At 66.6% G+C, this 13,833-nt stretch carries 13 protein-coding genes; 8 read left to right on the top strand and 5 right to left on the bottom strand.

Annotated elements, in window-relative coordinates:
- Window positions 1–113: 113 nt before the first annotated feature.
- Complete coding sequence (locus ACFC0O_RS03885) at window positions 114–1,376, bottom strand: amidohydrolase family protein (protein ID WP_375953583.1); 1,263 nt, start codon at window positions 1,374–1,376, stop codon at window positions 114–116.
- A 132-nt stretch (window positions 1,377–1,508) separates the two neighbouring features.
- Complete coding sequence (locus ACFC0O_RS03880) at window positions 1,509–2,132, bottom strand: GntR family transcriptional regulator (protein WP_364632273.1); 624 nt, start codon at window positions 2,130–2,132, stop codon at window positions 1,509–1,511.
- Window positions 2,133–2,366: 234 nt separating this feature from the next.
- Between ACFC0O_RS03880 and ACFC0O_RS03875 the strand changes: the two genes are divergently transcribed.
- The 5 genes from ACFC0O_RS03875 (at window position 2,367) to ACFC0O_RS03855 (ending at window position 7,455) form a co-directional block, all read left to right on the top strand.
- Window positions 2,367–3,116 carry a sulfite exporter TauE/SafE family protein gene (locus ACFC0O_RS03875; protein ID WP_375953581.1) on the top strand — a complete coding sequence of 250 codons (750 nt, stop codon included), beginning with the start codon at window positions 2,367–2,369 and terminating at the stop codon, window positions 3,114–3,116.
- A 37-nt stretch (window positions 3,117–3,153) separates the two neighbouring features.
- Window positions 3,154–4,353, top strand: a complete 1,200-nt coding sequence (locus ACFC0O_RS03870; protein ID WP_375953579.1) for an amidohydrolase family protein — start codon at window positions 3,154–3,156, stop codon at window positions 4,351–4,353.
- Between the two features lie 70 nt (window positions 4,354–4,423).
- Complete coding sequence (locus ACFC0O_RS03865; RefSeq protein WP_375953577.1) at window positions 4,424–5,278, top strand: ABC transporter ATP-binding protein; 855 nt, start codon at window positions 4,424–4,426, stop codon at window positions 5,276–5,278.
- Window positions 5,275–6,258: an ABC transporter permease gene (locus tag ACFC0O_RS03860; RefSeq protein ID WP_375953576.1), complete on the top strand. Its 984-nt coding sequence runs from the start codon at window positions 5,275–5,277 to the stop codon at window positions 6,256–6,258. Before ACFC0O_RS03865 ends, ACFC0O_RS03860 begins: the two co-directional genes overlap by 4 nt.
- A 57-nt stretch (window positions 6,259–6,315) precedes the next feature.
- Window positions 6,316–7,455: an ABC transporter substrate-binding protein gene (locus tag ACFC0O_RS03855; RefSeq protein WP_375953574.1), complete on the top strand. Its 1,140-nt coding sequence runs from the start codon at window positions 6,316–6,318 to the stop codon at window positions 7,453–7,455.
- Window positions 7,456–7,509: 54 nt separating this feature from the next.
- Here the strand turns inward: ACFC0O_RS03855 and ACFC0O_RS03850 are convergent, their stop codons facing one another.
- Entirely contained in the window at window positions 7,510–9,000 is a 1,491-nt protein-coding gene (locus ACFC0O_RS03850; protein ID WP_375953572.1) for a phospholipase D-like domain-containing protein, read from the bottom strand.
- A gap of 93 nt (window positions 9,001–9,093) precedes the next feature.
- Here ACFC0O_RS03850 and ACFC0O_RS03845 point away from each other — a divergent pair, with 93 nt between their 5' ends.
- Window positions 9,094–9,477: a VOC family protein gene (locus tag ACFC0O_RS03845; RefSeq protein ID WP_375953571.1), complete on the top strand. Its 384-nt coding sequence runs from the start codon at window positions 9,094–9,096 to the stop codon at window positions 9,475–9,477.
- Between the two features lie 108 nt (window positions 9,478–9,585).
- Complete coding sequence (locus tag ACFC0O_RS03840; RefSeq protein ID WP_375953569.1) at window positions 9,586–10,830, top strand: hypothetical protein; 1,245 nt, start codon at window positions 9,586–9,588, stop codon at window positions 10,828–10,830.
- A gap of 1 nt (window position 10,831) precedes the next feature.
- Here ACFC0O_RS03840 and ACFC0O_RS03835 read toward each other — a convergent pair whose 3' ends face one another.
- Window positions 10,832–11,383 carry a DivIVA domain-containing protein gene (locus ACFC0O_RS03835; protein ID WP_375953567.1) on the bottom strand — a complete coding sequence of 184 codons (552 nt, stop codon included), beginning with the start codon at window positions 11,381–11,383 and terminating at the stop codon, window positions 10,832–10,834.
- Window positions 11,384–11,471: 88 nt separating this feature from the next.
- On the bottom strand, window positions 11,472–12,143 hold the full coding sequence (locus ACFC0O_RS03830; RefSeq protein ID WP_375953566.1) for a TetR/AcrR family transcriptional regulator: 672 nt from the start codon (window positions 12,141–12,143) through the stop codon (window positions 11,472–11,474).
- A gap of 58 nt (window positions 12,144–12,201) precedes the next feature.
- On the opposite strand from ACFC0O_RS03830, the gene ACFC0O_RS03825 reads away from it, so the two are divergent.
- Window positions 12,202–13,695: a flavin-containing monooxygenase gene (locus ACFC0O_RS03825; protein ID WP_375953565.1), complete on the top strand. Its 1,494-nt coding sequence runs from the start codon at window positions 12,202–12,204 to the stop codon at window positions 13,693–13,695.
- The last annotated feature ends 138 nt before the right edge of the window (window positions 13,696–13,833 follow it).

Raw genomic sequence — 13,833 nt, 5'->3', positions numbered from 1 at the left:
GTGGCCCTGTCCGCTGTCACTTCGAATTCGGCGGAACCGTCGGTGTCCCAGTGGGGCTCGGCGTGATCGGTGCTCGCGGTATCGCGCATTCGCGGAGTCCTCGATCGCTGGCCTCAGGCGCGCTGGGCCTGGGGGAGTAGTTCGTTGATTCTGGTGGTGCGGGCGACGATTCGGCCTGACTTTATGACGTAGCAGCGGTCGGGGCGGTCGAGGAGGGCGTGGGAGAGGCGGTTGGTGGAGAGGATTACCAGGTCGGCTCTGGCGCCGGGGTGGAGGCCGTAGGTGGCGGAGATGCCGATTATGCGGGCGGCCTGGGTGGTGGCCATGGCCAGGACTCGGGTGAGGTCGGTGGGGCCGGAGAGGTGGGAGGTTTGGGCGAGGAAGAGGCCGATATCGAGGAGGTCGGCGTTGCCGTAGGGGGTGAAGGCGTTGCGGATGTTGTTGGAGGAGTAGGCGGTTTCGACGCCTGCGGCCCAGAGTTCGCGGATGGGGGCGATGCCGCGGCGGGTGTTGACGGTGTCGGTGCGGCCGCCCAGGTGCATATCGGTGGCGGGGAGGGGGACCACCGCTATGCCCGCTTCGGCCAGGCGGGTGAGGGTGTGGTGTCTGCGGGCGGGGTCCTGGCCTGCCAGGGAGGTCATGTGGCCCAGCGTGACTCGGCCGGACATGCCGGTGCGGTCGGTGACCTCGGCGATGTAGTCGGCCATGGCGAAGCGGGGATCGGTGGCATCGTCGGCGAAGTCGGCGTGAATGTCGAGGGGGACGGCGAATTCGGCGGCCAGGTCGAAGATCAGGTCGATATGGCGGCGGCAGTCCGCGACGGTGGCCTCGTTGTAGGCGCAGCCGCCCAGCACATCCGCGCCGCGGCGCAGGCTTTCGCGCAGCAGGTCCAGCGTGCCGGGGGCTTGCAGGATGCCCTCCTGCGGGAAGGCGACGATTTGCAGGCCGATGCGGTCGCGATACTCCTCGCGCAACGCCAGCAGCGCCTCGACGCCCCGCAGTCCGACGATCGGATCGACATCGGGATGCGCGCGAATCATCGTGGTGCCGTTGGCGATCGCCATATCCAGCACCCGGCGGGCGCGCGCGGAGATGGATGCCACGGTGAACTCGCGCTTGAGTTCGGCGGTGACCGCGATGGCCCCGGCCAGCGTGCCGTCGGGGTTGGGGCGTTCGGCGTCGAGGAGGGCCTTGTCCAGGTGGACATGCGATTCGATCAGTCCGGGAATGACCACCCGTGCCGCGCAATCGATCTCATCGGTCGCGGCCACCGGCAATCCGGGTCCGATGGCGCTGATCAGCCCGTCCTCGATGGCGATATCCACGAGTGCGGCGGCATCGTCGATGCGGGCATTGCGCAACACCAGATCGGCCATGGATACCTCCGCGAGCACAGCGATGTGAAGAACTGTCCCCGGTTGTATACGACCGCCATGTTTCGATCTCGGGCGCGCAATGCTGCGCCGACGTTACGGACTGCCTTGGCGGCCAGCCGATTCCGTCATCGCTCAGTCGCGGTGGCGCAGCCGATAGGCGTACGTGGCGTGCGCGATGTGGTCCGCGACCACCCGCGCGGCCCGCTCCGGATCCCCGGCTTCGAGTGCGGCGCAGATCTCTTCGTGTTCCTGCCAGGAATCGCTGGCGCGCCTGGGCAGCTCGACCGCGTACACCCAGGCGATCTTCCAGCTCAACTGCGTGATCAGCTGTTCGAGCAGGGTGCTGCCGGAGGCTTCGGCCAGCACTTCGTGAAAGCGGCTGTTGAGCCGGGTGAGCTCATCGAGCCGCCCCGCGCGCACGGCGTCCTGGCCCAGCGCGGTCAATTCCTTGAGCCGCCCGAGCTGTTCGGGCGTGCGCCGCACCGCCGCGCGGGAGGCGCACAGCGGTTCCAGGCGGGCGCGGATCTCCAGCAGATCCGCCGCCTCCTCCTCGGTCAACTCGGCGACGAAAACCCCGGCATACGGCCGTGACGAGGCGAAACCCTCCGCCTCCAGGGTGCGCAGCGCCTCGCGCACGGGTACCCGTGAGACGCCGTAGCTTTCGGCGAGCGACTCCTCGGTCAGCCGCTGCCCGGGGCTGAACACCCCGCGAATGATGTCATCGCGAATGGCACGGCACAGTTGCTGCGGCGTCATGCGCCGCACGGTGCTGCTCACCGCGGGCTCGCGAGGGTCACCGCGGCCGCCCGGCGGAAACGCGAGGTACGGGTGTTTGCATACGATCCATCCTGACGGCGGCGGATGAGCGCCGCAAATCCGCGGCGTGAACTCCTACGCCCGTTCGGCTCCCGCTGTCGCACCGGCTTTTTCGGTTCGCCGCTGTCGCGAGCTTTGTATACGATGCGCTGCATCCCATTTCGGAAGGGTTTCATGGATCCCGCGCATCTGGTTCTACTGCTCGTCGCCGGTTTCGGCGCGGGCGTCTGCAATGCCATCGCCGGTGGCGGCAGTCTGTTGTCATTCCCGGCCCTGCTGGCCACCGGATTGCCCCCGGTGGCGGCGACCGTCACCAATTCGGTCTCGGTCTGGCCGGGATATCTGGGCGGCGCGGCCGCCCTGCGCAAGCGGCTCGATGAGCATCGCTCGCTGGTGCCCGGGCTCGTTCTCACCGGTGCGGTGGGCGCGGCGGTCGGCGTCGTCGTATTGCTGGCCGCACCGCCCAAGGTATTCGCCGCGGTGGTGCCGTATCTGATTCTGGCGGCGACCGCGCTGTTCGCGGCGCAGCCGATGCTGTCGCGGAAGCTCGCGGCCCGGCGCGGTGACGGTGATTCCCGGCTGCTGCTGTTCGCCGGTGTCTTCCTGGGCGGTGTGTACGGCGCGTACTTCAACGGCGGGATGGGCATTGTGCTGCTCACCGCGCTCGCACTGGGCATCGACGCCTCGATCACCGCGCTCAACGGCCTCAAAAGCCTGCTCACCCTGACCGTCTCGACGACCGCGATGATCGCGGTCGCGCTATTCGGCCCGGTGCACTGGCTCGCGGTGCTGGTGCTGGCCCCCGCCTGTCTGCTCGGCGGCGTCGCGGGCGCAAAACTCGCCGATCGATTGCGGCCCGGCGCTTTTCGCGCGGTCGTGATCGTCTTCGGCGTCGGCGCGGGCACCGCCATGCTGCTCACCTGATTTCCGCTCACCCCAACGCATCGAAGAGGTGTAAACGATGAACGACCTGCTGCTCCGTGGCGGCCGCCCCTGGACCCCGGGCGCGCCCCTCACCACCGCCGATATTCTGATCAGCGGCGGTCGCATCACCGCGATCGGTCCCGATCTCACCGAAACCGCCACCGAGACCATCGATTTGGCGGGCGCGCTGGTACTGCCGGGTCTGGTGGATTCGCACTGCCATCTCGACAAGACCATGTACGGCGGACCCTGGATTCCCAATAGCGGCGGCCGCACCCTGGCGGGCCGCATCGCGAACGGTGAGGGGCGACGGCAAGAGCTGGGACTGCCCAGCGCCGAGTACTCCGCGAACCTGCTGGCCGCCATGATCTCGCACGGCACCGCGCACGTGCGCAGCCATATCGATATCGATCCGGACGTCGGGCTGGGTGGCGTGGACGCGGTACGCGCTGCGGCCGAACGATATTCGGATCGCGTCGACGTACAGCTGGTCGCCTTCCCACAGGGCGGGCTGATGAATCGCCCCGGTACCGCCGAACTGCTGGAGGCCGCCCTCGCCGACGGCGTCGAGGTGATCGGCGGACTGGATCCGGCGGGCTATGACGGCAACCCCACCGGACAGCTGGATCTGCTGTTCGGGCTGGCCGAGAAGTACGGCGCGCGCATCGATATCCACCTGCACGACCGCGGTGCGCTCGGGGCCTGGCAGTACGACCTGATCATCGAACGCACCCGCGCCACCGGACTGTCCGGTCGCGTCACCATCAGCCACGCCTACGCCATGGGTGAACTCGCGCCCGAGGAACAGCGCCGCATCGCGGAAGATCTTGCGGATGCCGGGGTTTCGATGGTCACCTGCGCGGTCGGCGATGCCCCGGTGGTGCCGGTGCGGCTCATGCACGAGACCGGTGCTGGCCTGGCGCTGGGCAATGACGGTATTCGCGATCTGTGGACCCCGTACGGCGACGGTGACATGTTGCGCCGCATCATGACCGTCGCCTTCCGAGGTCGCCTGGTGGCCGATGCCGAGATCGAATTGGCGCTGGCGGCCGGAACCTACGGCGGGGCAAAGGTTCTCGGGATCGAGAACTACGGCCTGAGCGTGGGCTCCGCCGCCGATCTGTGCACGGTGACCGCGGAAACCCCTGCGCAGGCGGTGGTTTCGGTGCCGACCCGGGAGCTGGTGCTCAAGCGCGGCCGCGTGGTGGCGCGCTCCGGCGCGCTCGTCACCGACTGATCGTATACGAAACAGGGGCGTAATCATGTTGACCGCGAACGGCAATGCGGCCCCGATAGAACTGTGAAGCATGAGCACCACCGCTTCACAAGCCACAACGGACCGAGGCCGGACCGGGGATACCACCGCCGACAGCGACGGCAATGTATACACCAGCCCGGCCTCCAGCGTCCCGGCACTGGCTTTCGATAACGCGAGTTTGGTCTTCGAGAACGGCACCCACGCGCTCGATGGCATCGATATCGCCATTCGCACAGGCGAATTCGTCTCCCTCGTCGGACCCTCGGGCTGCGGTAAATCCACGCTGCTGCGCCTGGCCGCCGGTTTCGACAAACCCACCGCCGGTGACGTGCGGGTGGCCACCACCCAACTGGGCTACGTCTTCCAGGAAGCCACCCTGCTGCCGTGGCGGTCGGTGCTGCGCAATGTGGAACTCCCCGCCGAACTGGCGGGCGTCGACAAGGCCGCCCGCCGCGCCGCCGCCCGCGAGGCCATCGAACGCGTGGGGCTCACCGGCTTCGAAAACCACAAGCCCGCACAGCTTTCCGGCGGTATGCGAATGCGCACCTCGATCGCCCGCGCGCTCACCCGTGCCCCGGAGCTGTTCCTTTTCGACGAACCGTTCGGCGCACTCGACGAGATCACCCGTCAGCGCCTCAACGAGGAGGTGAGCGGGCTCTACCGGCGCTCCGGATTCACCGGCGTCTTCGTCACCCATTCGGTGGCCGAGGCGGTGTTCATGTCCACCCGCATCATCGTACTCACCGGCCGGCCCGGCCGGGTCGCCGCCGATATCGCGGTGCCCCTGGACTTTCCGCGCACCCCCGAACTCCGCTACACCCCGGAGTTCGCCGAGATCGCCGCCACCGTCTCGGCCGCCCTGCACGCGGCCGAGAGCACCGAAGCCACCGGGAGGGCCGCATGACCGCCGCAACCGCTCGATCGGCCGCCGCCGCGACAATGGTCGCCGCTGCCATGGCGGGGGAGTCGGCCGCGGGAGACCGTGGTTCGGCCGCCCGCGTACCGGCTGCTTCGGCCGGAGCCGTACCTGCCTCCGCGATGACCGAACGGGGGACGGCCACCCCGGAATCACCCTTATCGCCGCAGGGAAAAACGCTGTGGCCCTTCGCCATCGCGCCGATTCGGGTATTCGCGCCGGTCGCGGTGTTCGTCATTGTCATGGCGGCCTGGTCGGTGGTGAGTCACTTCGTGATCGCCGAGGATTCCCGATTCCTGCTGCCGCCGCCGGAATCGGTGATCTCCAAGGGACTGCTCGACGCGACGGCCCGCACCGAGATCTTCACCGCGCTGGGTTCGACGGTGCAGATCGCGCTCACCGGATTGGCCATCGCCATCGTGCTCGGCGTCGCCTTCGCGGTGATCATGAGCCAGGCGCGCTGGGCCGAATACTCGCTCTATCCGTACGCCGTTGTGCTGCAAACCATTCCGGTGCTCGCGGTGGTGCCGCTGTTCGGCTTCTGGTTCGGGTACGAGTTCGGCAGCCGTGTCATCGTCTGCGTCATGGTGTCGCTGTTCCCGGTCATCACCAATACCCTGTTCGGCCTGAAGTCGGTGAACGCCGCCGAGCACGACCTGTTCACCCTGCACGGTGCGTCACGGTGGCAGCGATTGCTGAAACTGCAACTGCCCGCGGCGTTTCCGGCCATGATCACCGGTTTCAAGATCTCCGCCGGAATGGCCATCATCGGTTCCATCGTGGCGGACTTCTTCTTCCGCCAGGGTGATCCGGGCATCGGCCGCATGATCGATGTCTACCGCCAGCGCCTGGCCACCGAAGAGCTGCTCACCGCGCTGCTGCTGTCCTCGCTCGTCGGCCTGATCCTGTTCTGGATCTTCGACTTCCTCGCCGCCCGCGTCGATCGCGCGCACGGTAAGCGCCGCTGACCATATCGGCTGCGCCACAAAGGTTTCCACCCCGTAGTACCCAACCAAGGAATGCTCGTGAAGAAACGTCTCCTCGCCGCTGCCGCCCTCGCGGGCAGTCTCAGCCTCGTGCTCACGGCCTGCGGCGGTGGCGCCTCGTCGCCCAAGCCGACCGGTCAGGGCGTGCTCGCCGGAATCTGCCCGGCCACCGTGGTCATCCAAACGGATTGGTACGCGACGCCCGAGCGGGCCGCCGCCTATCAGCTCGTCGGCCCGAACGGCACCGTCGACGCCAAGAAGGGCGCGTACGTCGGCCCGCTCGGTGACACCGGCGTGAATGTCGAAGTGCGCCTGGGCGGTCCATTCCTGGGCGGTCAGCCGGTTCCGGCGCAGATGTATCAGGACACCAGCATCACCCTGGGCATGGTGCCCACCGACGAACAGGTGCGCGCCGCCGCCAAGACGCCGCTGACCGGCGTCTTCGCCTCCCTCGATATCAACCCGCAGATCATCATGTGGGATCCTGCCACCTATCCGCAGATCAAATCCTGGCCCGATGTCGCGGCCAGCGGCGCACCGATCCTGTACTCCGAGGGCAAGCCGTACATGGATTTCCTCGTCGCCAACGGCTACGTGAAGAAGGAACAGCTCGACGCCTCCTACGACGGCACCCCCAGCCGTTTCGTGGCGGAGAAGGGCCGAGTCATGCAGCAGGGCTACGTATCCAATGAGCCGTATCGCTGGGAACACGATGTGAAGGGCTGGCAGAAGCCCACCGCCAGCCTGCTGATCGCCAAATCCGGCTATGAGGCATACCCGCACGCCTGGTCCGTGCGCACCGGCGAACTCGACAAACTCCGCCCCTGCCTGCAAAAGCTCGTCCCCATGCTGCAGCAGGCTCAAATCGACTACGCCACCAACCCCGAACCCACCAACCAGGCACTGCTCCGCATCTCCCAGACCATCCCCGACGGCCCGCCCATCAGCGCCGCCGGCAATACCGATTCGGTGAAAGTCCAACTCGCCGAGAAGATCATCGGTAACGGCCCGGACGACACCCTCGGCAATTTCGACACCGCCCGCGTAGACCGCGCCATCGCCCAGATCGCCCCCATCCTGAAGGCCCGCAGCCAGCCGGTCCCCGACGGCCTAAAAGCCTCGGATCTGGTCACCAATGAATTCATCGACACCGCAAAGGGTCTGAAAACCCAAGGCTGACTCATCGAACGCGGTTGGCGCACAACCGCGTTCGACGGCAGCACCGGTAACGGGTCACTGCGAGGATTGACCGGCTCGCAGTGACCACGCGCGGCGTAGATCCCGGTTCGGGAGGATCCGGTCCCACAGGCTGGGCGGGGTGCGCTCGGGATCCATGAGTTCGTTCTCCGCGAGGGGACTGTCCTCATGCTCGACGGTCTCGGGTTCGAATCGTTTCAGCGTGCGCCCGGGGCCGCGCAGCGCCTCCACGGTGCGCAGCAGTGAGGATGTCTCGGCCAGGGTGGCGTCGAATGTCGCCGTATCGGTGTCGAGGTGTTCGCAGAGCAGTCTGCGGCGCATGCCGAGGATGGTGTCGCGCAGCTGTTCGGCATCGGCCGTCTCGGGGGTGACCTCGACGGCGAGATCGCATTCGGTGTCGAAACCCATCGATCGGTTGTTGAGGTTGGAGGAGCCGACGCGGAGCAGGCGATCATCCATCACGAGAACCTTGGCATGCACGTAGATCGGTGCGTCGCCCTCGGTGACGGGGTAGTAGACGCCCAGGCGGTTGTGGGTATCGGCCCGCCAGAGCAGATGCAGCAGGCGGCGGCGCGCGCCGTCCATCGCCTGCTGTTCCAGCCAGCCGTCGGCATTGCGGGGGATGACCAGCACGATCTCCGGGCCGTCCGGCTCGCGCAGCCGGGCGGCGATCGCCTCGGCAAGGGTGCGTGAGGCCAGGTACTGGCTCTCGATGTAGAGCGAGCGGGTCGCGCCCGCGATCGCGGCCAGGTACAGCGCCTCGATCTCACGGACTTCGGTGCGGTCGGCGAGTTCTGGGAGGGTCCGCGCGATACCCACCTGCACCGATCGCATGGTCGGCGGCAAACCTTCCGGCCAGGGAGCGTCCCCGTCCAGCGGGTCGACCGGATCCAATTCCTGACCCGTCGCGGATTTCCAACGGGCCCTGGCCAATTCGCCGATCGCCCGCGCGGCGTCGCCGTCTACGGCGGTGGTCGCGTCATGCCACGGGCCGTAGCGGTTGCCGCTGGGTTCGGTGCGGTAGTGGTTGTCATCGCGGTGATCGCCGGTATCCCAGCGGTCGACGGTCATATCGATACCGCCGCAGAACGCGAGCGCGTCATCGATCACCACGATCTTCTGGTGGTGCGCCGAACCGATCGGATGCGCGCCGTCGATCTCGAAGTGCAGTCGCTTATCGGTCAGCCAATTCAGCACGAAGACCGGCGTCATCCCGCGGGTGATCGCCGCGAACGCTCCGATATTCCATTTCAGCAGGTAGATGTCGAGATCGGGTCGCTCGCGAGGCAGCCAGGACAGGAATTCGCCCAGCCGATTCGGCCCGTCGAGGGTCGTACCCTGCGGTTCGAATTTGATCCGGGTGTCGAAATCCCAGCCGATCAGCACAATCCGCTTGCGCGCCTGCAACATCGCCGACTTGGCGTGGCGAAAGTAGTCCGCCGCATCGACAATGCAGGCCAGCCGCTCGGCTTGCGCTATCTGCCAGCAGGTTTCGCCGGGAACGAGGATTCGCGACTCGTCACTCATACGCACTCAGCTCTCTCGTCCAGCCACCCACCCGCCCGCACAGACGGACAATTCACCCTACTGCGCCGAATCCTCTGCGCTAGCGTCCCCACCATGGCTTGCAGAATCACCGAACTGGTCATCGACTGCACCGACCCCCAGCGCCTGGCCGATTTCTGGTGCGAAGTCCTCGGCTACACCGAACTCGGCTGGGACGACGGCACCCTGGAAATCGGCCCACCCGGCGCAACCTCCGGCGGCCCCCACCCCACCATCCTGTTCAGCCCCACCACCGACCCCCGCCGCGGCAAACTCCCCCTGCACCTGGACGTGAGCCCCACCGACCGCGACCAAGCACAGGAGCTCGAACGCATCCTCGCCGCCGGTGCGAAACTTGCCGACATCGGCCAGGGCCCCGATGTCTCCTGGCACGTCCTCACCGACCCGGAAGGCAACGAATTCTGCCTCCTGCGCGGCCGGGTGGATCCGCTCACGTGAGCAGCACTGCCGAGCGGGGTCTCGATTCGTGAGGAACTACTGAGTGCGGGCGTATGTCGGGCTTCCTCGATACGTTGTCGGGGACAGTGTTATCGGGGAGGGAAAGTTATGGGAGAGTCGGTCGGCTGGGTCGCGGTGCGCGGCAGGACGTCGGATGAGGTGTGCGGGGCGCTGGGGTTGCGGCGGACGGGGGAGCGGAGTGCTGTTGCGGCGCCGCCGTATTCGGGAGCGATGGGGCGGGGTGGGTGGTATCTCGTGGTGGCGGAGGGGGGTTATGAGGAGATCGAGGAGATCGCGGATCTGCCTCGGCTCTCGGTGGGGTGCGAGGTGATTTCGCTCGAGGTGGAGGAGCTCGCCGGATGTGCGTCCATCGAAGGGTGGGTCGACGGGGCGCAGCGGTGGCTGGTGGCCTTCGATCCGTATATCGATGACGGTGAGCTACGGGTGAGCGGTGAGCTGCCACCGCAATACGATTCGGCCCGCCGCCGGTGTGCGGCGGCCGCGGCCAGCCCGTTCGATCTGCCCATGTTCCTGGCCGAGGAGCTGGTGGGGTACAGCTACGATTCGCCGCTCGACGCCGGTGAGACCGCGGACTCCGGAACGGCAGTGCCCGGTGACATCGTGGAGCCTTTCGAAACACTCGAATCGCCCGTCACCGCGGAACTGCTCAGCGGGGTCACCGAGCGGCTGACCGCCGCCCTGACCGCGGCCGGTTTCACCGCCGTCGATCCCCTCGACGATTGGCGCTGCTGGTTCACCAGGGATACGGCGGTCCCCGGAATCACCGCGGCGGTGGCGGCGCATATTCGGCGCAGCCGGTTCGGCGATGTCGAAATCGACGGCTACGCGGTGCTTTTCGATGCCGAGGTGGGCCGGGTGGTGGCCGAGCTACCCGACACCGCGTGGCTGGACCGGGAAGAAGGCGATGATCGCCGATTCGGGGACATCGACGATCTCGGTTTCGCCGGGAGCGATCGGGGCTGGGATCCGGGGCACGGGTTCCTGCTCGGGCGCGGGGCCGACTTCGACAAGGCGGTGGAATGGTTCATGGGCTATGTGCGCGGACCGGTCGCGCCCTGGCTGGCGCAGTGGCCCGACGCGCAGGCGTTCCTGGACTCGGCTCGACTGCGCGATAAGGGAATGCGGTTCAACGCCGCCCGATTACGCGCCGCGGTCGTCTGGTGTCTGCTGCACGATTCCCCGGTCCAGGCCGCCGATCTGATGGGCTGGTACCTGCGCCCGTTCCGCCGCCTGCGCGATCCGTTCGGCGCGTTCGATTCCCATGCCCGCGCCACCGCGTTCGATCTCGCACTGCGCGAACGCTTTCCGGAATACGCCCGCGCGCGGAACTGAATCAGCTGGTGGCCTTGGCCAATTGCTGCGAGACGAGGTCGAGGAAGGCGTCGACCTCGTCCCGGTGATAGGCGGCGGTACCGGGGGAGGCGGTGTGAAATCTGGTGTGGCGCACATCCTCCGCCGTCAGACCGTTGGGGCCGTCATGCGCCAGGGTCGCCGCGAGCCGGTCCAGGAACGCTCCCACTTCCTCCGCGGCATAACCCGATAGTCCGAACGGCGGCGCGGAGAACCGCATGCGCAGCACATCGTCGTGGGTGAGCGGATCCTCCTGCTGCCGTACCGCGATGAGCGGATGCCCGCGCCGCAGATACTCGAGTTCCAGGCAGATCTGATCGAGGAATTCGTCGACCTGGTCGATGTCGTACCCGCGATGCCCGAACGGCGGCCCGTCGAATTCCACCAGCCGGATATCGGCGGCGCTCAAATGATCATGGCCGGACATGGTGTCGGCGATGCGCGCGCAGAAGGCGTCCACCTGGCCGGGGTGATAGCCGTGGTGCCCGAACGGTGCTGTGCCGAAGTGTCTGCGGCGAACGTCCTCGGGAGTCACGCGGTCATTGTGCCAATGTGCTCATGTCCGAATCGCCGCCGCCCCTTGCGGATCCGCTTTGTCGGAAACCTCGGGTCCGGACCGCGGCTCAGTCCTTGCGCACGCCGTCGATGATCAACCGTCGAATCGCCTGGGTGAGATCGGCGGTGGCCGCCGCGGAAGGTTGCGGCTGGCGCAATCCGTGCAGGATCGCGGCCAGCAGCATGCCGGTCACCGCCCGCGAGGTGTTGACGGTATCCAGATCCGCGCGCAAATACCCCTGTTCCACACCGTGTTCCAGATAGGCCGTGGTCAGCGCGTCGGCCGTATCGAGCAGACCGTACAACCGCATGGTCAATTCGGTATCGATACCGGTGGCCTGGAACAGCAGCAGCTGCGCCACCCGCGCGTCCGCCAGGAAAATATCGTTGAGCGCGCTGCCGATGCGCTCCAACTGCGCCCGGTACTCCTCCAGGCTCTCGGCCGCATCGGGTGCGTTATCGGTGCCGAGCGCCTCGATGATGCGGGCCGCCAGATCGTCGATGACGTGATCGATGATGTCGCGCTTATTCGCGAAGTACCGGTAGAACGTGCCATGCCCGATACCCAGCTCAGCGGCGATATCGGCGATGCCGGTGGCGTGGTAGCCCTTATCGGCGAAGCAGGCGAACGCGGTATCGATGATCTCCTGGCGGAGTTCGGCCTTACGCCGTTCGATTCTCGAGGATGGCTTCGTCACGACCCCGATGATACGGTGTTCACAAACGGAATGAGATGTCATTCCGTGACATCCGGGTCACATACGGCCTATGGGCCGCAGTTTTACAGGGAGGTTCGTCGTGGCACCTCAGTACGACGCGATCGTGGTCGGTGCGGGTTTCGGCGGGATGGGCGCGGGCATCGAGCTGGATCGGCTCGGCCTGAGCAATTTCGTGATCCTGGAGCGCGAGGACGACCTCGGCGGCACCTGGCACGTCAATCACTATCCGGGCCTGGCGGTGGACATCGCCTCGGTCACCTACTCCTATTCTTTCGAGCCCAACCCGAATTGGTCGCGCCTGTTCGCGCCCGGCGCCGAGCTCAAGAAGTACGCCGAACACGTCGCCGACAAATACGATCTGCGCCGCCGCATGCGCTTCGACACGGTCGTCGGGGGCGCGCGCTGGGATGAGGAACAGCAGCACTGGGTGGTCGCCATCGAAGACGGCGAATCCCTCACCGCGCGTTACCTGATGGCCGCGACCGGCTTCCTGTCCCAGCCGTACACCCCGCCGTTCCCGGGCATCGACACCTTCGCGGGCAAGATCATTCACACCACCCGGTGGGAGAACGATTTCGACCTGACCGATACCAAGGCCGCCATCATCGGCACCGGCGCCACCGCCGTGCAGTTGATTCCGGAGGTCGCCAAGAAGGCGCGGGCGCTCACCGTCTTCCAGCGCACCCCGATCTGGGTGGTGCCCAAGGTCGACACCGCCATCCCCAAGCCGGTGCAATCGCTGTTCGCGCGAGTTCCGTTCACGCAGAAGGCCGCTCGCATGGTGAACACCTCCATGCTGGAAGCGCTCATGGTCGTCGGCGTGCTGCACTACAAGCAGGCCAAGCCGCTCAACAAGGCCGCCGCGGCCCTGGCCAAGGCGCATCTGCGCACCTCGGTGAAGGATCCGGAAACCCGGAAGAAGCTCACCCCCGATTACGATTTCGGCTGCAAGCGCCCCACCTTCTCCAACCTGTACTTCAAGACCTTCAACGAACCGCATGTGCACCTGGAGACCAACTCCATCGATCACATCGAACCGGACGGCATCGTCACCGCCGACGGTCATAAGACCGAGATCGACACCCTGATCCTGGCCACCGGCTTCAACCTGTGGGATGTGAACTTCCCGGCCATCGAGATCATCGGCCGCGACGGGGTCAACCTCGGAAAGTTCTGGCGCGACAACCGTTTCCAGGCGTACGAGGGCGTCACCGTGCCGAAGTTCCCGAACTTCGTCAGCCTGAACAGCCCGTACTCGTACAGCGGCCTGTCCTACTTCACCACCATCGAGGCCCAGATGAAGCATATGGGCCGGTTGTTCGGTGAGATGCAGCGTCGCGGCGAAGAGGTCTTCGAGGTCACCGAGCACGCCAATACCGGCTTCCTCGATCGCGTCACCGACAAACTGGACTCCTCGGTGTTCTACGGCGGTCAGTGCTCCACCGCGCGCAGCTACTACTTCAACCAGCACGGTGAGGCGGCGCTGCTGCGTCCCACCAGCACGTTGAACGCGCACCGGGAGGCGTCGACCTTCCCGCTGGACGATTACACCTACGGCACCCGTTCGGCCTGAGCCCGGTGAACTCCGTGCCGGGTAGGTCCGGTACGGAGACGCGGGGGCGGGGGGGGGGGGGCGGGCGCCCGGCCCGGTGTCAAGAAAACGGCGCGATTTAGAGACCAGGGGGCGATTTGAACTCATAGTAAACGGCGG

This window comes from Nocardia sp. NPDC056100, from assembly GCF_042266325.1.
In the GTDB taxonomy this organism is placed as follows: domain Bacteria; phylum Actinomycetota; class Actinomycetes; order Mycobacteriales; family Mycobacteriaceae; genus Nocardia.
This window is presented reverse-complemented; position numbering and strand designations above follow the sequence as displayed.